Genomic DNA, 20,776 nt, shown 5'->3' with positions numbered 1-20,776 from the left:
GCGCGGATCAGTCAGGATCGGCGCCCAGCACCACACCGCCACGCTCCAGGAAGAACAGGCGCTTCAGCTCGAGGCCAGGATCGTCGGCCCGCATGAACGCCTCGCCAACCAGGAAGGCGTAGACCTCGCTGACTTCCATCAGCTCCACGTCGGCCCGGTTGAGAATACCGCTCTCGGTGACCACCAGGCGGTCGCGGGGAATTTCCGGCAACAGGTCGAGGGTGGTTTCCAGGCTCACCTCGAAGGTGTGCAGGTTGCGGTTGTTGATGCCCACCAACGGCGTGTCCAGGGTCTTCAGTGCACGTTCCAGCTCGGTGCCGTCATGCACTTCGACCAGTACGTCGAGACCGACCGACTTGGCAGTCGCCGCCAGTTCGGCCATCAGCACGTCGTCCAGCGCCGAGACGATCAGCAGGATGCAGTCGGCACCGATCGCCCGCGCCTCGACGATCTGGTACGGATCGATCATGAAGTCCTTGCGGATCACCGGCAGCGCACAGGCGGCCCGCGCTTCCTTCAGATAGGCATCGGCGCCCTGGAAGAAGTCCACGTCGGTGAGCACCGACAGGCACGCCGCGCCACCCGCCTCGTAGCTGCGGGCGATCTCTGCCGGGACGAAGTGTTCGCGCAGCACGCCCTTGCTCGGCGATGCCTTCTTGATCTCGGCGATCACTGCCGACTCCTTGCGCTTGGCCCGCTCCAGCAGGGCATTGGCGAAGCCGCGCGGCGCATCGGCGCTACGCGCCAGCCGCTCGACCTCGGCCAGGTTGACGCGCGCACGGCGCTCGGCGACCTCCTCGGCCTTGCGGGCGAGGATCTTCTGCAGAACCGTCGGCACACTCACTGTGCGTTCTCCTCTCTGTAAACGGCGGTGAAGGCCACCAGTTCGTCCATCTTCTCCCGTGCCAGCCCGGTGTGCAGGGCATCGTGGGCGAGTTGAATGCCCTCGTGCAGGCTGGTCGCCAGATCGGCAGCGTACAGTGCCGGGCCGGCATTCATCACGATCAGCTCGGCGGCCTTCTGCCCAGCCTCGGTCTTGCGCCGCCCCAAAGCGTCGCGGATCAGTTCCAGCGAGGCCTGCGGACTGTCGACCTCCAGCCCCATCAGGGTCTGGCTCTTGATCCCGAAGTCCTCGGGACGCACTTCGTACTCGCGTACCTCGCCGTCCTTCAACTCGGCAATGTGGGTCGCCGCGGCCAGACTGAACTCGTCCAGCCCGTCGCGCGAATGCACCACCAGCACATGCTCGCTGCCGAGACGCTTGAGCACTTCAGCCAGCGGCTTGCACAGTTCCTGGGTGAACACCCCGACCACCTGGTGCCTGACTCCCGCCGGGTTGGTCAGTGGGCCAAGCATGTTGAACAGAGTCCGCAAGCCCAGCTCGCGGCGCGGACCGGCGGCGTACTTCATCGCCTTGTGGTGGACCTGGGCGAACATGAACCCGACGCCGACGGTGTCGATGCAACGCGCCACCTGTTCGGAGGTCAGCTCCAGGTAGATGCCGGCGGCTTCCAGCAAGTCGGCGCTGCCGCTCTTGCCGGAGACCGCGCGGTTACCGTGTTTGGCGACCTTGCCGCCAGCGGCGGCGACCACGAAGGACGCCGCCGAGGATACGTTGAAGATGTTCGCGCCATCGCCGCCGGTGCCGACCACGTCGACCACATGCTTCAGCGTAGGCAACTGCACGCCGTCGGCCAGTTCGCGCATCACCGCCACCGCGCCGACGATCTCGTCGATGGTTTCGCTCTTCATCCGCATGCCCATCAGGAAGGCGCCGATCTGCGCGTCAGTGCACTGCCCGGTCATGATCTGGCGCATGACCGCCTGCATTTCGTCGGTGGTCAGGTCGAGCTGGTTGACGATGCGATTGAGGGCTCCCTTGATATCCATCTCAGTTGCCCTCCCCACGCACGCCGCCCTGCTGGCGGAGGAAGTTGGCCAGCAGCTCGTGGCCCTGCTCGGTGAGGATGGACTCGGGATGGAACTGCACGCCCTCGACATTCAGGGTCTTGTGGCGTACGCCCATGATCTCGTCGAGCGCTCCGTCGGCATGTTGGGTCCAGGCGGTGATCTCCAGGCATTCCGGCAGGCTCTCTCGCTTCACCACCAGCGAGTGGTAGCGCGTCACCGTCAGGGGATTGGCCAGGCCGGCGAACACGCCGAGGTTCTTGTGGTGGATCGGGCTGGTCTTGCCGTGCATCACCTGCCGCGCCCGCACCACTTCGCCGCCGAAGGCCTGGCCGATGCTCTGATGGCCAAGGCAGACACCGAGCAGCGGCAGCTTGCCGGCGAAGCGCTCGATAACGGCCAGCGAGACGCCGGCCTCGTTGGGGGTGCAGGGACCGGGGGAAAGGACGATGCGCTCGGGCGCCAGGGCCTCGATCTGTTCCACGCTCAGTTCGTCGTTGCGCACCACCTTGACCTCGGCCTTGAGTTCGCCGAAGTACTGCACCAGGTTGTAGGTGAAGGAGTCGTAGTTATCGATCATCAGCAGCATGCTGGCTGTAACCTCTTGATTTCATTCTTATGCGAATCGCATCACCCGGCTTTCGCCACACCCGTTTCCCGGCGTGCTCGCGGAGGAAGGGGGAGTGGATCGTCGGCATTATGCCTGTGGAAAACGGGGGACGCAGGGAGACGTGACCGGCCAGGCCGGCGAAGAAGAAGTCAGGCGCGCCAGCGCCAACGGGCGAATGCCTTGATGAGGGAGGTGATGATGCTGCTGAGGTGGATCACGATAGCGGTCTCACGGAGCCATGTTGGGGAACATAGCCCAGTGGGGAGGATGGGTGCAACAGCGGGATGTCGGGAAGAGCGCCGGCCGGAGCGGCCGGCGCAGGGGATGCTACTGTCAAGACAGGCTTCGGGGTGGCGCTGAAGCCTGCTTACATGGCGGGCGGGTTCAAGGAAGTGGATATCGCCCCTTGATCTCTTCTACCTTGGCGATCCAGTCAGAGTAGTCCGGCTCGGTGCCGGCCTTGATAGCGTCGAACTCGGCCTCGGTCTTGAGCGGGTCACTCTCCAGGCGGTAGGCATTTGCCCGCGCCGCGGCTGCGGCATCGTACTCAGCCTGCAAGCGTTCGGCGGCCTGCTGCTCGGGGGTTCTCAGTTGGCTCCAGTCAATGTTCATTTCGGTAGCTCCACAGGTCCGTCAACTTCCACCAAAATTGGTTCAATCTCGGCGCGATAAGCAGTCAGAATGTCTGCTGTCACTTGGTGGATGTAGCGTACGAGAAGAAAGTTGCTTCGAACCTCCACCTCTTGCAGGGGGGTTATGTTGATGTATGCCTCCGGAGGCAAGTACCCACCCACTGCAAGTGGAGAAAAATCGAACTCTACGCCGTCGATAGTCAACCGCAATCCGTTTACAGAAACCGAGCTTACCCGTTCTTTGCCAGGCAATCCGACTTGCAGGTCGGGTTTTAGCAAGAACTTCATTAGCGCCATCTCCCTACCGCGTTGACAGAACAGTCGATGAAGTTCCCAGAAGCCCAGCCACTCGATACGTAAGTAGGGCGCATGACTCGTACGTTGCACGCGCTAACAGTAGTAGCAGCGACCAATACCGGACCGAGTTGCTGGAACTGCAATGGATTGATATCCGACTGCTGACCTTGAATTAAAGTAGCGGTGACATTCGGGGGTTCGAAAAAGCTCATGGGGAACGTGTACTGGCGGGTCAAGATGTCTACCGCGCTGAATTCCAGACGGAGCTTCGCGTAGATAATCTGAGTGCCGTCGGCGAAACGCAGACTGGTGCCCACGTTGATAGCCGTGGTCCCGTTCTGCTGCATGACCGCACCGTTCGGAACATTCGACCCGTCAACAGATACCGTACCTACAAGCTGCTTATCCGAGAGTAGCCGCACCCATGCGCCCCAGTTGCCGGAGAGCTTCCGGCGGAAGTACATGAGGTCAGAGGTTCGCGGAATGAGCATCTGCACGGCGGTGCTCACATCGTACGGATGGTGGTAGAGCATGGATCCGATAGGGTTGATACCGTCGACCCCCGGCGGCAAGTTCGCCCAAGGCGACGCTCCGATACCGTAGAACCCGCATTCGTTCGGGACATTATTGGCGTCGCTGACAGCCCGCAGATTGGACATCGACTTCGGCATGCCACCAATAAAGCTCAGGGCATTCTCAGCAGTCGCTGCGGCGTTGAGTCCCCGCCCCACCGCCGTCATTCCCATGTCCGCCTGCGCTTGCGTGCCGGTATTGGACAGGGCCCACGGCTTTATGCCCGCAAGGGTCGCCCCCCAGTCCATCGCGATCTGGTTGAAACGATCTGATAGGTCCTTGTCGTAGCCCAGGATCGGCGCCACTGCATAGGGCTGGCCGCTGGCCGTGCTGCCCTGGTAGTTGGGTTTGATCGAGATGACCGTCGAACTGGCGACGTTTGTGACCTCGTACCAACAACCATCGGGGCCACGAAATGCATCGCCGACCCGGGCATTGGACGAGAACTGTGTGCCAGTACCGGTAACGGTCGGGCTATTTGCGGTCACCGCTACGGTGCCGGTTGAATACCATACCATGAACTTTCCTCATTAAAGAGAGGTAACATCGACAATCATTACGGCGGAATCTCCACCACTGTAGTAAGTTTGGTTTGTCACTCCGCCCTGTAAAAGCCTGTTGTATACCGTTACGCGCTCAACTGTCAGAGTGTTTCCAGAGATTCGAGATGCGCTTGCATCCATCAACTCAATCCGCCATTTCGGCGGAAAGGGAGGCGGAGGATTCGGTGGCGAAGGAGCGGGACCTACTTGAGTCGAATATGACGAAGCCAGAGGGACTATCGCATAGACCCTGCCAGGGGGAAGCTGGTAAGTAGCGACACCTGTTCCCTTGGGGGTGACATACACCCCAACAACTTTCAAGTAATCAAGATCACTATCGAAAGTCACTACATCTGTGGCTGCGTTTCTTAAAACAAGACTGCCAGCAGCGGAAGTTGATGATGGGTCATCGAAAATATAATACGAAACACTCCCCTCGGACTGAGTTGCCACCTTCCAAGAAACTGATGTGCCATTCCTTTGCACCTTCGACAGATACACAAGCTGATTCGAGGATAGCGCCAGTATCGGCAGTCTGCTAGAACTGATCGCGGTGTGCGAGACCACCGCCGAAATGACTCCATTGCCATCATTCGCAGTAGTCACCGCCCCCTTTGCTTTCAGCGCCGTATTTACAAAGCTGTCGTCAATAACGACCGCCCCGCTTGGATTTCTGACAATAACCCGCGCCATTAATAAATCCCATAGACGATACTAATCGACCTTGGCGGAGTCGACCATGACAAGGTATTACCAGACACAGTAATACTAGGCAGATTGAAGGTGACAAACTCAATATCTGGAATCCATGACCACCAGGGGCTGCCGCCAGAAAACTCTGGAACAACAATACTGCCTGCCGAATTACCAGTTGAGATAATTCCCAACTGTTTGGTAATACGACTCGACAGATCAACCTTAACCCTCCCTGTCAACCTGTCACGAATAATGAATGTCGCCATCAGACTGATATCTCCACAACAACTATATTTGTCGCATTATCAGTAATCGTCCACTTTCCCCCGGTAAAGCGTGACGTTGCGTTTACTGATGATGCATTGAGCTCTATGCCCCCGGTTTTATTTATCTGCCAACCTGTCTGACCAGACACATAGTTGTTCGACTGAATCACGTTGCCGATCTTCGCGTTGGTGATCGATCCGTCCTGAATCATCGCGTTGTTGATGAACATCTGGCCGCCAACGATCGAAACCGGCGCCACGGTCTGCCCGCTGGAACTGTTGAACCAGAGGAACCGATCAGCCTGGAACGCCATGGTCGTCACGCTCGTACCGCTGTCGAAGCCCAGTTGCCAGCCAGCGGCGTACTTCTGCCCGTTGGCATGCGCCTGGAGCTTCACGCTGTAGAGCGCCTTGACGTTGCCATCCAGCGAGGTAACCGCTTGAGAGGTGGTCTGGATGTTCGCCTCGTTGGTATCGGTGCGCGCGCTGACGGTATCCACCCGCTGCCCCAGGGCGCTGTCCGCGTTGGCACGGACGGTCTGTTCGGTGCTGATCGCCGAGGCGTTGCTCGCAACCTGGCCGGTGAGCTGATCCAGCCGCTGGACGGTTACAGCATTGTTCGACGCAACGACCGACTCGACGGTTGCGATCCTGCCCTCCGCCGTCCCGGTCCACGCCTCAAGCAAGCTCGTCCGCTTCGCCTGCGCTTCGTCCTCGTTCGCCCGCACGGTGACTTCGGTGGCAGCTCGAGCAATGGTGTCCCAGCCCTTCAGCGCATCCGCCTTCTCTCCGGTCGCCGGTTTCCCGCGGGCGGCAGCTTGCAGCACATCCAGATTCGATGCCGCTGCTTCGATCCTGCCGTCGAGTTCGCTGATTTCAGCGGTATGGCTCGCCACCTGCTGCGCCAGCCCGTTGGCGGTTTCCAGCGACTGGCCGATATCGGACCAGTAGGCCGCGTTCGGCGGCGCCGTCTTCGCCGGCACAGCCTTCAGTGCCTGGTACAACCGCTGCCCCTGTCGCACCATGTCGTTCTTCGCGTAGACCTTGGCCGGGTCGTACAGCAGAACGTCGGCGAGGTCGCCGACCTGCTTCTGCAAGCCCCCGATATCCACCTGCATCCGTTCGATATCGGAGAAGAACTGCTGGCCCAGCGCCGACTCGACGTACTCCTGGGTGATCAACTGGTTGTATTCGCTGGCGTCGCTGGAGCTGGTGCCGGTGACCCAGTTCGACCAGGCGCCGACGTTGCCGCTACGGTCGATCAAGCGACCGCGGAACGCCAGCCGTTCGCCGGCCGGTATCGGCGATACCAGGTGGGTATTGCCTGGGTAGGCGAACAGGCCCAGCGCCCGTGCGGTCTCCTCGCTGCCGCCGGGCGTGGCGGACTGCTGGATCTCGGTGTAGGCGGTGTCCGCTGCGCCGCTGGCCGGGAACCCCCACTCCAGGCCGATGCGCCAGGGGCCGGCCACGCAGCGCAGGTAGGCCAGCGCCGGCGGCGGCGTGGTCTTGCCCTCAAGAGCGGTCTCCACACTGCTGGCGTAGACCGAGCCGACCTCCATCACGTTCAAGGCGCGTACCCGCACCAGATAGCGACCGGCATAGATGCCCGGCACGTCGAAACCGAGCGCCGAGGTTCGCGGCACCCGCACCCAGTTGCCCGAGTCCTTGCGCCATTCGGCCTCGTAGGCCACCGCGTTCGGCGCGGCATCCCAGGAGGCCGACAGGCTGGTCACCGCCAACCCCTGGTCGACCTTGGTGAAAGCCTTGATCCGCACGTTCTGCGGCGGCGCCTGCACGCCCGGCGGAATGCTGGTGACCGGCGGCAGCTCGATGCGCGCACCGTTGTCGATGGCGTCGAACTTGCTCGCGTTGTGTTGCAGCGCGGTGATCTCGAAAAGATTGTCCTCCGGCCGGGTGATGCTCATGATGCGGAAGCGCTGGGTGGTCAGGCTGTTGCTCTGCAGCGCCCACTGCCCCTGGGGCCGAGGCGTCTCCGAATAGGCGGCGGTCACGGTCAGCACGCGGCCTACCACCGACTGGACGCTGCGCGCCTCGGCCTTGCCGTTCGGCAGGTTGACCAGCAGGCGATCGCCGGGTCGGGCCTCGACGTCGCGGTCGAGGGTCAGCGCGCGGCCATCCACCGCGCTCAGGCGTCCGCCGATCTGCTTGCCGGACTTGACCGGGTCGGCTACGGCGATGATCTTCCCCGGCGCCAGCCCACGGCCATCCATGCCGGTGCGGAAGGTCACCGCGTCCTGCTCCAGCTCCTCGGTCAGCAGCGCCCACTGGCCACGCCGCTGCGCCTCGCCCTCGGAGGTGCAGCCGATCGCGGTGATCTCCAACTGGCTGATGCCGTAGCGGCGCTGCGCGCGGTCATTGTTCACCGCTACCGGTTGGCTCTGGTAACCGTTGCCCGGATTGTCGTAGTTGACCAGGGCCAGGGTATGGCGATCGCGCTGGCGGCTGCTGCTGTAGTTGAAGTGGCTGCCGTCGTCGCCACGCACGGTGTTCGACGGCGAGAAGGTGTAGGCCTCGTCCTCCGGCATGTCGGATACCGCCACCATTTCCGCGCCGGACCAGTAGGACATGCCGCGGAAGATCGCTGCCAGGTCGCGCAGCACGGTCCAGGCTTCGGCGCGACTCTGCAGGTACAGGTTGCAGCTGAAGCGCGGCTCCTGGCCGCCCTTGCCGTCGGGCACCGACTGGTCGCAGTACTGGGCGATGCGGTACAGCGACCACTTGTCGACCATGCTCGCGTCGATCCGCCGACCGAGGCCGAAGCGCTTGTGCAACACGATGTCGTACCAGTGCCAGGCCGGGTTGCTGGTCCAGGCCGACTTGAACGAGCCGTCCCAGGTGCCGCTGTAGCTACGGGTCTGCGGATCGTAGTTGCTCGGCACCCGCACCCGCCGGCCGCGCGCTTCCACCGATATCTGCGGAATGCTCTGGAACTGGCTGGCATCGAACTCGACGAACAGCAGCGCGGTGTTCGGGTAGCGCAGCTTGGCGTCGATCACCTCGGTGATCGCCTCGACCCGCATGGTGTCGGCGACGCGGTTGTTGTTCTGGTTCGGCGTCAGGCGGCGCACGCGCACCTGCCAGCCGCTCCGCGCCTCCGGCAGGTCGACACGGTGGGAGCGCTCGTAGCGGCTGGTGGACTTGTCGTCCAGCGAAGCCTTCAGCGCTTCCTGCCAGGCACCGCCGTCGACGGCGATGTCGATCGCGTAGTCGATGCGGTAGCCGACCACGTCACCGTTTTCCTGCTGGCGCTGGATGGCCGGCCAGGACAGGCGCAGGCGCACCGCCGAGAGCTGGGTGTTGTTCACCGCGCGGACCCAGGGCGCGTCACTCTTGAGTTCGACGCCGACCGCCAGTTCGTTTTCCACGGCGGGCACACCGGCAATGTGTTCCTGGTCCACCGAGCCCGGACGGAACTCCCAGGTCACTCCGGGGAAGTTCACCGAGCCGTCCGCCGCCAGCAACGGCGTATCGTCCAGGTAGATCGAACGGCCGTCGACGCCACCGTCGAACTCGCCTTCGCCCAGTGCCAGGAGAATCTTCGCCCGCGCGATCGAGCGCACCGAGTCCGGCATCTCCACCGGCTGGCGCGGCTTCTTGCTGCCACCCTTGTGGCCCGTGATGGTCTTGTTCATGACGTTCCTTCAGGCAAAAAAACGCCCGCGCATGGCGGGCCTGTTACGGCGTTGCCGGCTACAGCCGGTCCTCGGCATAGATGCCGGCGCTGATCACCGCGCCGCCAATGCGGCGCTTGCCGTAGAGCACGCCGACCGGATGGCCCTGGGCGATGGTGTTGACCGGGCCGCCGAAGGCATAGCTGGGGGCGTTCTCGGGGGCCTCGCGGCCCTTCAGGCCCTTGGGTTGGGGACTGAGCATCTGCATGACGCCGCCCGCCAACATGCTGACTCCAGCGGTTACCAGGAACGAACTGGTTCCACCGGAGAAGAACGTCGTGAATCCACCCACGACAATCAAGGCAGCCCCCAGAATCGTCTGGAAAAGCCCCGCCTGCTTGCTCCCGATCACCAACGGCACGATGCGGATATCCTCGCGTCCGCGCATGTCCAGTTGCTCGCCGGACAGGTTGGTACGCCCACGGAACACGGCGAAGGTCAGCCCTTTCGATTCCGCCTCGCGCATGAACGTCTCGAATCCCTCCATGGTGTGCTTCAGGGCGCTCATCGCCTCGCGTACCGTGCCGCTTTCCAATAACCGGCCGTGCATGCGGCCGAAGCGCTTGCCCAGAACCCCGTATAGACGGATGGTGGTGAGGCCCTGACTCAGGGTGTCATTCATGGACCTGTTCCTCTCGTAAAGAGCCGATTCCGACGGCTCGCTTGAATATGTCGTTCACTGCGGCATCCGCGTGTGCCGCAAGACCAGGCGCGTGCGTTCGATCCAGGGTCCGCCGAACACGTCGCGGGTCGACAGCCGTCCGTACAGGTGGTGCAGCAGGAACGGTCCGTCGCCGCCGAGCGCCTGGACCGGCTCGCTGTCCAGACGCCAGTCATTGCCCAGGTAGATGCCCGCGTGGTTCGGGTGCAGCGCCCTCCCGACCTGCATCACCAGCATGTCGCCGCGGCGGATTCCGGCCAGCGGCACCGGCCGGAATCCAGCCGCCGCATAGTGCTGCTCGTAGAGGCTCTCGCCGGTTTCCCACCAACCGTCGCGGCGCGGATAGTCCGGAAGCTCCAGACCTGCCTCGCGGCGGTACCAGTCGCGACAGAGGCTCCAGCAGTCGAGCACGCCGTGGGCGAACTCGCGGCCGAGCAGCGGCGCCCGATAGCCCTCCGGCGCTAGATGCGCGACATCGCCTTCCGGCCAGGACAGGATCACCCAGGGCAGACCATGCAGTTCGCAACTGACCCGATCGGCCATGCTCGGCGTGGCCGGAACGTCCGGGTGGCTGTGGACGATGGCCAGGACCTCGCCCTGGTCCTCGGCGGCGCACCAGTCCTGGTGATCGATCACGAAGTGCTCGCTGGGCGATCCGGCTGCGTTGCGACAGGCCACGTAGCGGCGTTGACGCGCACCGCGAACGATCAGCCCGCAGCATTCGCGCGGATGCTCGCGGGCGGCGTGTGCGGCGATGGCCCGCTGCAGGCTGCGGCTCAGTTCCATGCTCACATCCTGACCAGGCCGGCGCCGGCGAAGCCGCCGTGGGACAGCGGGTTGTCCGCGCCGAAGCGCAGCTTGCAATCGCTGACCCGGCCGCCGCAGCGGTCCAGCGCCGGATCGTCCACCGGATTGCCGTCGGCATCGAACATCGCCGTGCCGGTGTAGTTGCAGTCCTGCCCGCGGTACTCGTTGGTGATGCACCAGTGGCACAGCGAGGTGATCTGGCGCGCCGGGATCTGCTGGCCCTGGAAATCCGGCGGAGCGGACAGCTCCCAGGTCACCTGGACGCTGTTCTCGGCGGTCTTCTGCTCGAGGAACCAGATGTTCAGGCGCTCCTGGGAGGGGTCGGCCTGCGGGTTGCCTTCGGCGAAGTTGGCCGCATCCAGGTAGTGCGCATAGGTCTCGCGCACGGTCAGGCGCGCGCCTACCAGGCCATCGAAGAACAGGCAGAGCGCGCTGATGCTGCCGTCGATGTTGCCCACGCTAAGGGTCGGCGAACTGGCCCGGCCGTCGCCGCGCTGCTCGAAGCCGCGCGCCTCCAGCGGCCAAGCTTGGTAGGCGTTGCCCTGCCAGTGGATCGGCCCCTGCTGCAGGTGGCCGTGGAAGCGCAGCATCTCGCCGCCGAACCCGGTGCAATCCAGGTCGAACAGGCGCACCAGCGCCCCAGGCTCGAGGGCCTGGTCATCGGCTGTGATGGTCATGCTTACCTCACGGATTGAAGACTTGCTGGAAGGTGGTGTTCAGGGTGAACACGCCGTTGCCGCGCGGCCGCAATTGCCAGCCCTGGGCGCGCACCCGTACGGGTTCGCCAGTGGGCAAGGTCCAGAGGAACGAGCGGTAGCCGCCGTGGCGCTTGAGGAAATCGCGGATCGGGCCGATCAGCGCGAGATCGCCGGTACGCGAAACCTGCCAGGTCTCGCTGAGGTTGTTCAGCCCGTCACCGAGCGCCTGGCTGTAGCCGCCGCCGTACTGCACCTGGCGTACCAGTTGGTTCGCCTGGCCGGCGGAATCGATCGAGATGTCCCAGGTAAAGCGTTCCAGATCAGCCATTCACCATCCTCCATACCAGGCCGCCGGGGCGCAGCTCCTGCGCCACCACGTTGCGCGCGGCATCGTTGATCATTCCCGCCAGCTGCTGTCCCGTACCGTCGTCGCCGCTGGCCGTCGCCGTGCCCTCGCGGCCGCCGCCCAGGCTGACGCTGGTGGAGAAATTGAAGACGTTGCCCCCCTCGCCGCCGCCGAGCGCGCGCACGCCGAGCACACCATCGGAACCGCGACTCAGCGGCATGATGGCTTCCGGCCCACGCTCGCCGATCAGCGCCGGACGACCGCCGGCCATGCTGAACAGCGCCGGCGCGCTCTGGATGCCATCGTTGAAGGCACCGCCCCTGGCGAACCCAGGCATGCCTCCGGCGCGTTGCTTGCTGACCCAATTGGCCATGTCCGAGCCGGTATAGTCGGAAATCCGCGAGCCCGCCGTTGCGCCGCTACCGAAGAACCCGCTGACCGCACCGACGATGCCGCCAATGATCTGCAGCGTCGCCTGCCGCGCGGCGATCCGCGCCATATCCTGGATCACCGAGTCGGCGAAATCCTTGAACGACAGCTTGCCCGTGGTGGCAAAGGTGAACAGGGCGTTCTCCATATTGGTGAAAGCGTTGGTAAACAGCATGTCCATCATTCCCGAGACGTCCTGCGCCTGGTCGCGCAGGCTCGCCCAGGAGGCGTCCATCTGTTCGACCCAACTGCCCACCGGCTTGCCAGCGCTCGCCGAAGCCCCTCCAGCCGATACCTTGGAACCGTCCCCGGTCTGCCCGGAAGCAGTGGCCACCATCGCGCCGACATCCATCGCCGCTGCCGGCATTGGCGCGGCACCCTGGGCCGCGGGAGCGCCCGCAGCCGCTTGTCCCGCATCTGCTCGGGCCTTTTCCAGTAGCGAGGTATAGGGCTTCTGGCTGGCCAGTTGCGCCTCGGTGATGCCGGCCTTGCCATTCATCCAGCCGAACAATCCGTCCAGGGCGAGCATTGAAAGCTGCCGCGCGGCGATCCGGGCGACATCGTCGATCACCGTCTTGGCGAAGTTGCTCAAGGACAGCTTTCCGGTAGTGGCGAAATTGAACAGCGACTTCTCGAGCTTCTCCGACGCATTCCTGAACAGCTCGTCGGTCATCCCGGAGATATCCTGCAGCGGCGCGCGGTAGGCGCCCCAGACACTGTTCATCTGCAACAGCCACTGCTTGAAGACCTGCGACTGGAGCGACGGCTGTTCCTTCTCGTCGTCGCCGGCCTTCGCCTGTCCCTTGCCCGTCTTGTCGTCGACCTTGGGCTTCTCGGTACCGACGCTGGCGACCCAGCCAAACAGCCCGTCCAGCAGCATCAGCGTCATCTGCCGCGAGGCGAGGCGCGCGGCATCGGCGTAGGCGGCCTTGCCCACGTTGGCAAGCGACAGCTTGCCGGTCTCGCTGAGATTGAGCAGCGCCTTGTCGAGCTTGTCGGAAGAGTTCTTCAGTAGTGCTTCGTTGAGCTTGGACAGATCCTGGAGTGGTTCGCGATAGCTCTTCCAGGCTTCCCCCAGCTCCTTCTGCCGGGTCTTCCACTCGGCCAGTACCTTGTCCTGAGCGCTCTGCACAGGCTTCTTGGCCTGACCCGCCTGGCGACTGGTCCTGCCCAGCATGTCCAGCGCCTGGTCCAGCACGCTGCTGGCAATCAGTGCCGAACTGTCCAGGCTTTTGCCGATAGCCTTGCCAGCCTTTTCCGCGCGCGCCTCCATGGCACGCATTTTCTGATCGTTGATCCTGCCAACCTTGTCCATCCCGGCCCTGTACCCTTCGCTGCGAAGGACCAGGTCGAGCGTCAGGCTGCCGTCGGTATTCGTGGCCATGATTCATGTCTTCCAGAAAAAGACCCCGCCGCAGCGGGGTGGCCTGTCATGCCCATTGATCCATCGCCTGATGCAGCGAAAGGGGCTGGAGAGCCATATGCGGACGGAACGCGTCGGGATCGGCGTCCGCTCCCAGCGCATGCCCGAGCAACGCAGCGATCCGAGCCAGCGCAAGCTCCAGCCGGTGTCCCGGATGGAGCGAGCCGCGCTTGTTCAGGTAGGCGACCCAGGCGCGGTACTCGGCGTAGCTGAGCCGCTCCTTGGCCTCGGCAATGGTCGACCCGCCGACGCCGTTCAGCACCAGCTCGTGCCAAACCTCGTCGGCGGGGGTCAGTTTTTTTCCGCGTCCTCGACCCGGTTGACCTCACCGACCGCCTGCAGCAGCAGGAAGCCCAGCGCCGGGTCGAGGTCGTAGGCCTGTTCGTAGGTCAGGCTTTCCTCTCCCGTCTCGCCCAGGCGAATGCATTCGGCGAGGTAGCGCGCGTTGCGGCTCTGCTGGTCGCCTTCGGCGGAAAACAGGCGCTCCACCGCGCCAAAACTGTTGCGTCGGACGAACACCTGGAAGGTGTCGCTGACCGCCTTCTTCCTGCCGGCGGGAACGCGGGTCCAGGTAATCTCCTTGCGCACCAGCGCCGACTCGATGAAACCGCCCGCCGCACGAAGTTCGTTGAGATTCATCTACGCGCTCCTCAAGCCGACTTCGGCGTCCACTTGCCGGCGCCGGAACGCTGGATGGTGGCCTGGGTAGCGACCAGCGTGTTGCTGGCGAAATCGAAGGGGAAGTCGCTGACGTAGCCTTCGAAGGTGAACCAGGTGCGCGCCGGCGGCAGCACGAAATCGTCGCCTTCGGTGCTGACGGTCGGCTTTACGTCGATTCCGTCGGACCAGCCGATGGCCCACTTGACGCTCGTCTCGCCATCTTTCTCGGACAGTTGGAACAACCGAACGTGACTGGCCAGGCGTGGATCGGCGTTGATGCCGAGGGTCGCCTGGCCAGGGGTGCGCAGGCCTTTCTTGTACTTGCGCGAAGTGTCGCTCAGGCACGGGTCTTCGATCTGGTCGGCCGGATTGCCGCCCGGGTTGAACGAAGTCACGCCTTCGATCTCCAGGACGGTAGCGGCACCGGTACCGGATACCGGCGGAACCAGGGCGTAGATCTGGGTACCTTGAGTCAGGATGGACATGGAAAACTCTCCTTTATGCACATGAAAAGACCCGCACCAGGCGGGTCGTCTGGCCCCGTCCCCAGGACGGTCGGCCGTGGCGCGGTACGCGGTCGGCGAGGAGCCTCCACGTCCCGAGCCGTTGTCGGATGCAAACGAAAAAGCCCGGCACACTGGCCGGGCTCTGAGGTTGCAGGTGACATCCCTGGGGGGACACACCTGTACAAGCATGACTACGTTGTACCGACCGATTCCCGGCTCGACAACGCTGCGGAATCAATACACGGCAATATGCGCCGGACACACGTCCATCGACGTCCATATGCGCCCAGTGTCTCAGCGGCAGGCACGCAACGCCGCCTGCAATTCGAGTTCGTAGCCCTGCCGCTGGCGGCGCTCGGCGAGCAATGCGCGAACCTTGGCCTGCAGCGAATCGCCGGCCTTCAGCGTGACGCCGGCCCAGCTCGGCGGGCGCACGTCAGGTACACGGCAGGGCACTGCGAGGGGAACCTCGACGCGCACGGGGCGAGGTGTCGTCGGCGAGGCTGCGCAGCCCGCGAAAAGCAGACAAAGCCCCAGCAGGAGACGAGTCATAGTCCCAGCTCCCGGTCGATCGCCGCACCTGCCGCCTGGCAGTCCACGCCAATGTCGGGTTCCTGGAGCAGACGCACGGCCGCGGCATACTGCTCCGCGGCCTGCGCCCTGGCCTCGCCGATTGCCTGCTCGACGTCCTTCGCGCGCCTCTCGGCGCTCGCCCGCACCGCCGCCAGCGCTCGCTGCTGCTCATCGAGCAAAGCCTCGAGCTGGCCGCTGGCGACGCGGCTGGCAGTGAGTTGGCCCAGGGCCTCCTCCAGTTGCGGACGATAGTGGCGGGCAACCAGGCCGCCGCCGAGCAAGGCGCCGGCCAGCAGGACCAGCAACACGGCCGGCAGGAGCAGAGCGAGCCGGCTCATGACAGCACCGCCCTGGCCCGCTGCCACAACGCCAGGCGCTCCGCCTGGCCATTCAGGCCGCCGTTGATGCGGCGGGTGATGGCAGCGAACTCGCCGCGGTCGGCCAGCTCGTTGAGCCCGTGACCGGCCCACCACCAGGCAGCGCTGCGGGCCGCCGGCACGGGCTGCTCCAGGCGCCAGGGCTCGGCTTCCAGCGGCTCGCCGAGGGCCTCTCCGACCAACCGGTAGTTGGCACGCCCGGTGATCTGTAGCAAGCCACGCCCACGGAAGCGCCAGCCATCGCCGGACGCTTCGTCGCCATTGCCGTTGCGCGTGGCGTAGGTGTTGTCGGCAATCGCCTGCGGATTGCGCGCCAGCCGCAAGGCCAACGCGTTGGGCTGCCCGTCGGGGCCGAGATAGCGACCCGGCCAGGTCGCCGCCAAGCCTTGGGCGCTGTAATTGAGGTTCTCCACCAGCCGGGTCAACTGGCTGCTTTCGTGGCCGACCTGGGCGAGAAACGCGGCACACCGCGCCGGTGTGTCGATCTCCCTCTCGTCCATGGCCCGTTGCAACGCCACAACGAAAACGCCCGCGACGAGGCGGGCGTTGGGAAAAATGCGCAGCAATTGCTGCTCGGTCAGTTTCATCGATCCTCCTGCACTCCGATGGGTTTCAGGCGTCACCCCTTGCCGCCTCGGCCGCCGTTGCATTGCACGACAGTGGTCCATCCGCTGGAGCTGTAGGTGTGCTCCACCGAGTCGATCAGGAACTCGCCGTCGATTCCCGCCTTGAAGCCTTGGAGCAGCAGGCTGCGCTCGGCGAACAGGTCGCCACGCCCCGGCAACTCCAGGCGCACACTGGCACTGGAGCGGCTGAAGCTCGCCAGGCGAGCCTTCGCCGCCTGCTCGGCCTCTCCACGGCTGGCATAGAGATGCCGGTCGACATGCTCGCCCGTAGCCGTAGCCGGTGCCTTCGGGTTCTTCAGCTCGACGCTCTTGACCTCGCCGCTGCCGGGCAATTGGTAGCGAGTCTTCACCGTTCTCATCAGGCTGCGGTCGTCGTAGGTAACGTCGAAGCTGCCGACGTCAGCACGTCCCAACACCAAAGGTTCGATCCGACGCCCCGTGGCGCTCTGCCCGCTCTGTCGCGGCAGCACCATGAGCATGCCCTCGGCCAGCTTGGCGGTGCAGTCGTACTGGCGCGCCAGACGGGTGACGAAGTGGTAGTCGGACTCGTTGACCTGGTCGACCCGGGCGATCGCCACCTGCAACGGACACTCCACGCGCCAGCCGTTGCGTGCGCCAACATCGCGGCAGACCTGAGCCAGGGTAGTGCCCTCCCAGCCGCCGCTGCGTATCGTCTTGCCACTGCCGCGCATGTCGCCAGCCTTGGCAGTGACGGTCAGGCAGTCCGGCGGACCAGCCCACTGCAAGGTGTCCACGGTAAAGCGTCCCATGCGCATCAGTGGCTCGCCGGCATAGCCGAGATGAACCTCCAGCACCGCACCGCGCCTGGGTAAGGCCAACTGTCCATCGCGATCGTCGAGCCTCAAGGTCAGGCTGTCGGACTCCATGCCCGGCTTGTCCAGCAAGGTCAGCTTGAGCAGGCGGTCATTCAGCCGCTGGGTGACGTCGGTGCCGTCGGCAACGATACGGAAACTCGGTTGCACCTGGTTTCTCCAGAAAAGAAAAACCCCGCCAAGGCGGGGTTGCGGGTGAGCGGTCGATCAATCCCACAGGCGCACCTGTTCGACATTGACCACCGGCATGTCAGGGAAACTGATCAGCAAGCCGGCGCGGAATGGCTGCTGCTCATCGGCCAGCCCGGGATTGGCGTCGAGGGTCGCCTCGACGCAGCCCAACAGATGGCCATAGACGTGGTAGCAGAGGCTGTCCAGCATGTCGCCGTCAGCGGTTCGGCAGGTCGTCGCCATAGCGCTTGAACTCCAGGTCGAAGGTTTGTTTGCGGGGAGCGCCGTTGCCCAGCAGGGCGCTCTGGTTCTCGCTGATCCGCACCAGACACCAGAGGCCCATCTGCACCTCGCCGTAGCCGCTGCTCAGGATCAGCGGCTCACGCCGCTCCGCCAACCGGCGCAGCGCTTCGAGCTGCTCCAGACCGACGACCTTTTCCTGGTTACCTACCTGTCGACGCAGCGGGAATACCGCACCCTTGAGCAGGATGCTCTCCTCGCCCATGCCGACGCTCTGCAGCGCCGGCCGCCGACCCAGGCGCACCTGCCCGCTCCAGTTGTAGGCACTGTTGCGCTGCAGGGCGTCGAAGGCGGCAGTATTCAGGTTGAAGTAGAACGGTTGGGCATTGGCGGTCAGCGGCTGCAGTACCAGCAGGTGCGGCAAGGGCGCTGCGGCCTCGCTCGGGGGCGTCGCCGAGGGTGCCAGCAGCCACGACGGCAGCACCCCCGCCAGCGTCGGACTGATGTCGCCAGCGACCTTGCCGACCGCCTGCGCGGCACTGTTCACCTGCACCTTCAGCGCATCCAGGCGTTCGTCGATACCAAGCAACGCCCGGCTCGCCCGGTCATAGGTGGAGACCACGCGGTTCACCTTGCCCTGCGCCTGGCCGATGCCGCGCATGGCACGCTGCAGCCGGGCAGCCATTTCCGGCGATACGCCGGGCAGGTTCTCCAGCTCCGCGGCTGCGCCGCGGATCTCGCTGATCGCGCCGTTCACCGGAGCGACCACCTTGTCCAGACTCTTGCGTCCGGACTCGCCGGCGCGACCCAGGTACCTCAGGCCGGCCTGCAATTGTTCCAGATATGCCATGGGGACTCCTTAGACCATCGCCGGATCGTAGAGGCTGCGCCGCTGCCGCTCGTCGGCGAAGTCGACAAGCATGCGTTGCAGGTAGGGCAGCAACTCGTCGGCCAGGCGCTGCGGCTCGTGTACGTTGCCTTGCACCGTCAGGTTGATCTGCGGCGCGAAGGTCCAGTTGGGCGCAGCCGCGACGGGCTCGGCCTGTGGTGCGGGCACCGCCGGCTTGTTGTCCGAGTCCGCCGGCGGATCGCCAGCCAGACTGCGTCCCAGACGCCCCCCCAGTTCGCTACCGCCCCAGGCGCCGATAGCGCCGCCAACCAATCCACCGATCAGCGTACCGACCACCGGCACCACCGAGCCGATGCTCGCTCCCAGAGCGGCGCCAGCCAGGGAACCAGCCAGGGAGCCACCGGCCTCGCCATAGGCGATGGTCTTTTCGCTCTCCGACAGGTCGCTGGAGTAAACCTCAGCAACATCGATCAACGACGAGGCCACTTGCAGCGGCGCGTTGCGTATGGGCAAACGCGACAGGCGCGGCAGCTTTCCTGCCATCGCCCCCAAGCCTCCTCCGGCCGAGAAGCCAAGGGATGGAAGGGAGCGGGCCTTCACCCCACCGCCCTTGCCTCTCTTCCTGCGTGGTGTTTGACCGCGCTTTCGTTGTGCCGGCCTCCTCGCGGACTCCAGCGTAGAGTCGCCTCCCGGCACCGGCCAGTTGGTAACGAACACGCGTTGTATTTCACTACCACCCGATACCCGGCCTGCACCCCGTTCGATCAGGTCGCCGACGGCAGCGATCCCTCGCCGACCGAGCCGACCGCCACGCAGCACGTCGATAGCGCCGCGCCCTCCCTTGTAGGCGAGATACCCGGATAACACCGCACCTGCGGCGGCGGTAAGACCGGCCGTCGTCCGCGGATAGGCTTCGAGCAGCTCCGCAGTCGACTCGCCGAGTACCGCGCTCCCCTTGGCCAGGTTGTCCAGATATGGATTCAGGGCGCTGCCCAAAGCGGTCTGCGCCCTCTCCCAACTGTCGCTGGAAGCCTTCCACAGCTCCTGGGACATCCCCTCGCGACGCCGCGCATCGCGCTCCGAAGAGCCTACGGAAGACTGCTGGGATTCGAGCAAGCCCTGGAACTCGCCGCGCGACGCTCGATAGGCTTCAAGCGCCGGCGACGCCGCACCGGCGCTGAGCTTGCCGCCCTTATCCCGATAGCGCGCAGCCAGCTCCAGGTTGGCCTCCAGCAGACTCGCTCCGTCCTTGCGCAGCGCTTCCAGGTCCCGGTCGTAGTCCTGGCCATAAGCGCGTTTCAAGCTGCCGCTGCCGACGAACTCCAGCCAGGCCTTCATCCGCACGTCCGCTTTGTCTGGCGTGGTGTTCTTTGCCTGAATCTCCAGCAAGGCCCCCAGTGCACCGACATCGCCGGCCGTGGCCTCTCCCGCATTGCCCAGCGCTGACAACAAGGCAGGCAGGCGACGCGCCAGGGCCTCACTGCCAACTCTGCCTTTACCCAGGACGACCAGGCGGTCGAGGGAGGCGGACAATTGCTCTGGCGAGTCCGAACCCTGGGCCAGTTGCAACGCTCGAACCAGCCCCGCAGCCTCGGCTGAAGCAATCCCTTGGCCAAAGCCGAAGCGGCCCGCCAGTCCCAGATTCATTTGCGCGGCGGCGAACCCCATGCCGGTGGCGTTCAAGTGCTCCAGCATGTCCAGCGTCGCCGTGCGTCCCAGGCCGCTCTGGCTGGCACTGTCCTGGATCAGGGATGCCAAGGCTGGCTCCCGGCCGACGTCCAGGCCGTTGCGGATCGCCAGGTCGCGCAACCGCGCTTGATAACCGGCAGCCGTCTTGCTGGCTTCCACGACCAGTCCAGAAAATGCGCTAGCCAATGGCATTGCCTGGCTGGCCTGCTCCAGCCGTTGCAGGCCGCGGACCTGCATATCCAGGCCACGCTGCATCTCGCCCAGTCGAGCGTAGGCATCGCCCGCGGCCCTGGCCTCGATGCCGAGTCGCTTCAGTTGCTCCTGGCGTTCGCCAAGCTGCCGGGCATGCTCAGCAACGCCGCGGTCCCCGACCTTGCGCATATCGGCGAGTTCTCGCTCCAGGCGTATGGCGTCTCCCAGCACATCTCTCAGGCTGGACGCCTGGCGGGAACGTTCCTGGAGACTGTCGAGCCGTGCCTTGACGGTCTCGAATGCCTTGCCCAAGAAGGGGTCGGCGATGCCGCCGATGGAGACCACCAGGTCCATGTCTTTACTCATGACGGTTCGTCTCGTCTATTATCGATGTCCGCCTCCGCGGACCTACTGAAGTAGCGCGGGCGCCGCTCGCCTGGCGGACGGCGCCGTCGCTCACTCCTCGCCCTCGGCGAGCC

22 protein-coding genes are annotated in these 20,776 nt (G+C 64.6%); all 22 read right to left on the bottom strand.

Features of this window, described 5'->3' with window-relative positions; genetic code table 11:
• Positions 1 to 7: 7 nt before the first annotated feature.
• The 22 genes from trpC to M6E97_RS28250 all read right to left on the bottom strand — a co-directional run bounded on the left by trpC (position 8) and on the right by M6E97_RS28250 (position 20,663).
• Positions 8 to 844 (bottom strand): indole-3-glycerol phosphate synthase TrpC, encoded by an 837-nt coding sequence (gene trpC, locus M6E97_RS28355; protein ID WP_034005264.1) that lies wholly within the window; start codon positions 842 to 844, stop codon positions 8 to 10.
• Positions 841 to 1,890 carry an anthranilate phosphoribosyltransferase gene (trpD, locus tag M6E97_RS28350; protein WP_034005262.1) on the bottom strand — a complete coding sequence of 350 codons (1,050 nt, stop codon included), beginning with the start codon at positions 1,888 to 1,890 and terminating at the stop codon, positions 841 to 843. The genes trpC and trpD overlap by 4 nt, the downstream gene beginning before the upstream one ends.
• A 1-nt stretch (position 1,891) precedes the next feature.
• Entirely contained in the window at positions 1,892 to 2,497 is a 606-nt protein-coding gene (locus M6E97_RS28345) for an aminodeoxychorismate/anthranilate synthase component II (protein ID WP_034005260.1), read from the bottom strand.
• A 405-nt stretch (positions 2,498 to 2,902) separates the two neighbouring features.
• Positions 2,903 to 3,130: a hypothetical protein gene (locus tag M6E97_RS28340; RefSeq protein WP_003129222.1), complete on the bottom strand. Its 228-nt coding sequence runs from the start codon at positions 3,128 to 3,130 to the stop codon at positions 2,903 to 2,905.
• Positions 3,127 to 3,438 carry a hypothetical protein gene (locus tag M6E97_RS28335; protein ID WP_023094501.1) on the bottom strand — a complete coding sequence of 104 codons (312 nt, stop codon included), beginning with the start codon at positions 3,436 to 3,438 and terminating at the stop codon, positions 3,127 to 3,129. The genes M6E97_RS28340 and M6E97_RS28335 overlap by 4 nt, the downstream gene beginning before the upstream one ends.
• A complete protein-coding gene (locus M6E97_RS28330) occupies positions 3,438 to 4,538 on the bottom strand; it encodes a pyocin knob domain-containing protein (RefSeq protein ID WP_003129221.1) in 1,101 nt (366 codons plus the stop codon). Before M6E97_RS28330 ends, M6E97_RS28335 begins: the two co-directional genes overlap by 1 nt.
• 985 nt (positions 4,539 to 5,523) lie before the next feature.
• On the bottom strand, positions 5,524 to 9,177 hold the full coding sequence (locus M6E97_RS28325) for a phage tail protein (RefSeq protein WP_034005258.1): 3,654 nt from the start codon (positions 9,175 to 9,177) through the stop codon (positions 5,524 to 5,526).
• A gap of 58 nt (positions 9,178 to 9,235) precedes the next feature.
• On the bottom strand, positions 9,236 to 9,838 hold the full coding sequence (locus M6E97_RS28320) for a tail assembly protein (protein ID WP_034005257.1): 603 nt from the start codon (positions 9,836 to 9,838) through the stop codon (positions 9,236 to 9,238).
• A 54-nt stretch (positions 9,839 to 9,892) separates the two neighbouring features.
• Entirely contained in the window at positions 9,893 to 10,663 is a 771-nt protein-coding gene (locus M6E97_RS28315) for a C40 family peptidase (RefSeq protein ID WP_003129219.1), read from the bottom strand.
• A 2-nt stretch (positions 10,664 to 10,665) separates the two neighbouring features.
• Positions 10,666 to 11,361 carry a phage minor tail protein L gene (locus M6E97_RS28310; RefSeq protein WP_003118922.1) on the bottom strand — a complete coding sequence of 232 codons (696 nt, stop codon included), beginning with the start codon at positions 11,359 to 11,361 and terminating at the stop codon, positions 10,666 to 10,668.
• Positions 11,362 to 11,368: 7 nt separating this feature from the next.
• Positions 11,369 to 11,710, bottom strand: a complete 342-nt coding sequence (locus M6E97_RS28305) for a phage tail protein (protein WP_003113186.1) — start codon at positions 11,708 to 11,710, stop codon at positions 11,369 to 11,371.
• Positions 11,703 to 13,541: a phage tail tape measure protein gene (locus tag M6E97_RS28300; RefSeq protein ID WP_034005256.1), complete on the bottom strand. Its 1,839-nt coding sequence runs from the start codon at positions 13,539 to 13,541 to the stop codon at positions 11,703 to 11,705. Before M6E97_RS28300 ends, M6E97_RS28305 begins: the two co-directional genes overlap by 8 nt.
• Before the next feature lie 46 nt (positions 13,542 to 13,587).
• Complete coding sequence (locus M6E97_RS28295; protein WP_003113188.1) at positions 13,588 to 13,842, bottom strand: hypothetical protein; 255 nt, start codon at positions 13,840 to 13,842, stop codon at positions 13,588 to 13,590.
• Between the two features lie 29 nt (positions 13,843 to 13,871).
• Positions 13,872 to 14,219: a phage tail assembly chaperone family protein, TAC gene (locus tag M6E97_RS28290; RefSeq protein WP_003113189.1), complete on the bottom strand. Its 348-nt coding sequence runs from the start codon at positions 14,217 to 14,219 to the stop codon at positions 13,872 to 13,874.
• Between the two features lie 11 nt (positions 14,220 to 14,230).
• The gene (locus M6E97_RS28285; RefSeq protein ID WP_003113190.1) at positions 14,231 to 14,725 is read right to left on the bottom strand and encodes a phage tail tube protein; all 495 of its coding nucleotides are present in this window, start codon (positions 14,723 to 14,725) and stop codon (positions 14,231 to 14,233) included.
• A gap of 315 nt (positions 14,726 to 15,040) precedes the next feature.
• Positions 15,041 to 15,298 (bottom strand): hypothetical protein, encoded by a 258-nt coding sequence (locus M6E97_RS28280; protein ID WP_034005255.1) that lies wholly within the window; start codon positions 15,296 to 15,298, stop codon positions 15,041 to 15,043.
• Positions 15,295 to 15,657 carry a hypothetical protein gene (locus M6E97_RS28275; protein WP_003129216.1) on the bottom strand — a complete coding sequence of 121 codons (363 nt, stop codon included), beginning with the start codon at positions 15,655 to 15,657 and terminating at the stop codon, positions 15,295 to 15,297. The genes M6E97_RS28280 and M6E97_RS28275 overlap by 4 nt, the downstream gene beginning before the upstream one ends.
• The gene (locus M6E97_RS28270) at positions 15,654 to 16,283 is read right to left on the bottom strand and encodes a glycoside hydrolase family 19 protein (protein ID WP_003129215.1); all 630 of its coding nucleotides are present in this window, start codon (positions 16,281 to 16,283) and stop codon (positions 15,654 to 15,656) included. Before M6E97_RS28270 ends, M6E97_RS28275 begins: the two co-directional genes overlap by 4 nt.
• Before the next feature lie 32 nt (positions 16,284 to 16,315).
• Positions 16,316 to 17,305, bottom strand: a complete 990-nt coding sequence (locus tag M6E97_RS28265; RefSeq protein ID WP_003129214.1) for a phage late control D family protein — start codon at positions 17,303 to 17,305, stop codon at positions 16,316 to 16,318.
• Positions 17,306 to 17,362: 57 nt separating this feature from the next.
• Positions 17,363 to 17,569 (bottom strand): tail protein X, encoded by a 207-nt coding sequence (locus M6E97_RS28260; RefSeq protein WP_003101635.1) that lies wholly within the window; start codon positions 17,567 to 17,569, stop codon positions 17,363 to 17,365.
• A complete protein-coding gene (locus M6E97_RS28255) occupies positions 17,544 to 18,416 on the bottom strand; it encodes a phage tail protein (protein WP_003085182.1) in 873 nt (290 codons plus the stop codon). Before M6E97_RS28255 ends, M6E97_RS28260 begins: the two co-directional genes overlap by 26 nt.
• A gap of 9 nt (positions 18,417 to 18,425) precedes the next feature.
• Positions 18,426 to 20,663: a phage tail length tape measure protein gene (locus tag M6E97_RS28250; RefSeq protein WP_033938492.1), complete on the bottom strand. Its 2,238-nt coding sequence runs from the start codon at positions 20,661 to 20,663 to the stop codon at positions 18,426 to 18,428.
• Between the last annotated feature and the right edge of the window lie 113 nt (positions 20,664 to 20,776).

It is taken from the genome of Pseudomonas sp. B111, from assembly GCF_026428275.1.
GTDB classification, from domain to species: Bacteria; Pseudomonadota; Gammaproteobacteria; order Pseudomonadales; family Pseudomonadaceae; genus Pseudomonas; species Pseudomonas aeruginosa.
This window is presented reverse-complemented; position numbering and strand designations above follow the sequence as displayed.

What these genes read in the sequence shown, in the direction of transcription:
- M6E97_RS28255 (WP_003085182.1), bottom strand. Translation starts at nt 18,416, where the DNA reads ATGGCATATCTGGAACAATTGCAGGCCGGCCTGAGGTACCTGGGTCGC.
- M6E97_RS28275 (WP_003129216.1), bottom strand. Translation starts at nt 15,657, where the DNA reads ATGAGCCGGCTCGCTCTGCTCCTGCCGGCCGTGTTGCTGGTCCTGCTG.
- M6E97_RS28305 (WP_003113186.1), bottom strand. Translation starts at nt 11,710, where the DNA reads ATGGCTGATCTGGAACGCTTTACCTGGGACATCTCGATCGATTCCGCC.
- M6E97_RS28345 (WP_034005260.1), bottom strand. Translation starts at nt 2,497, where the DNA reads ATGCTGCTGATGATCGATAACTACGACTCCTTCACCTACAACCTGGTG.
- M6E97_RS28300 (WP_034005256.1), bottom strand. Translation starts at nt 13,541, where the DNA reads ATGGCCACGAATACCGACGGCAGCCTGACGCTCGACCTGGTCCTTCGC.
- M6E97_RS28320 (WP_034005257.1), bottom strand. Translation starts at nt 9,838, where the DNA reads ATGAATGACACCCTGAGTCAGGGCCTCACCACCATCCGTCTATACGGG.
- M6E97_RS28285 (WP_003113190.1), bottom strand. Translation starts at nt 14,725, where the DNA reads ATGTCCATCCTGACTCAAGGTACCCAGATCTACGCCCTGGTTCCGCCG.
- M6E97_RS28280 (WP_034005255.1), bottom strand. Translation starts at nt 15,298, where the DNA reads ATGACTCGTCTCCTGCTGGGGCTTTGTCTGCTTTTCGCGGGCTGCGCA.
- M6E97_RS28250 (WP_033938492.1), bottom strand. Translation starts at nt 20,663, where the DNA reads ATGAGTAAAGACATGGACCTGGTGGTCTCCATCGGCGGCATCGCCGAC.
- M6E97_RS28315 (WP_003129219.1), bottom strand. Translation starts at nt 10,663, where the DNA reads ATGGAACTGAGCCGCAGCCTGCAGCGGGCCATCGCCGCACACGCCGCC.
- M6E97_RS28270 (WP_003129215.1), bottom strand. Translation starts at nt 16,283, where the DNA reads ATGAAACTGACCGAGCAGCAATTGCTGCGCATTTTTCCCAACGCCCGC.
- M6E97_RS28330 (WP_003129221.1), bottom strand. Translation starts at nt 4,538, where the DNA reads ATGGTATGGTATTCAACCGGCACCGTAGCGGTGACCGCAAATAGCCCG.
- M6E97_RS28335 (WP_023094501.1), bottom strand. Translation starts at nt 3,438, where the DNA reads ATGAAGTTCTTGCTAAAACCCGACCTGCAAGTCGGATTGCCTGGCAAA.
- M6E97_RS28325 (WP_034005258.1), bottom strand. Translation starts at nt 9,177, where the DNA reads ATGAACAAGACCATCACGGGCCACAAGGGTGGCAGCAAGAAGCCGCGC.
- M6E97_RS28340 (WP_003129222.1), bottom strand. Translation starts at nt 3,130, where the DNA reads ATGAACATTGACTGGAGCCAACTGAGAACCCCCGAGCAGCAGGCCGCC.
- trpD (WP_034005262.1), bottom strand. Translation starts at nt 1,890, where the DNA reads ATGGATATCAAGGGAGCCCTCAATCGCATCGTCAACCAGCTCGACCTG.
- M6E97_RS28260 (WP_003101635.1), bottom strand. Translation starts at nt 17,569, where the DNA reads ATGGCGACGACCTGCCGAACCGCTGACGGCGACATGCTGGACAGCCTC.
- M6E97_RS28310 (WP_003118922.1), bottom strand. Translation starts at nt 11,361, where the DNA reads ATGACCATCACAGCCGATGACCAGGCCCTCGAGCCTGGGGCGCTGGTG.
- M6E97_RS28290 (WP_003113189.1), bottom strand. Translation starts at nt 14,219, where the DNA reads ATGAATCTCAACGAACTTCGTGCGGCGGGCGGTTTCATCGAGTCGGCG.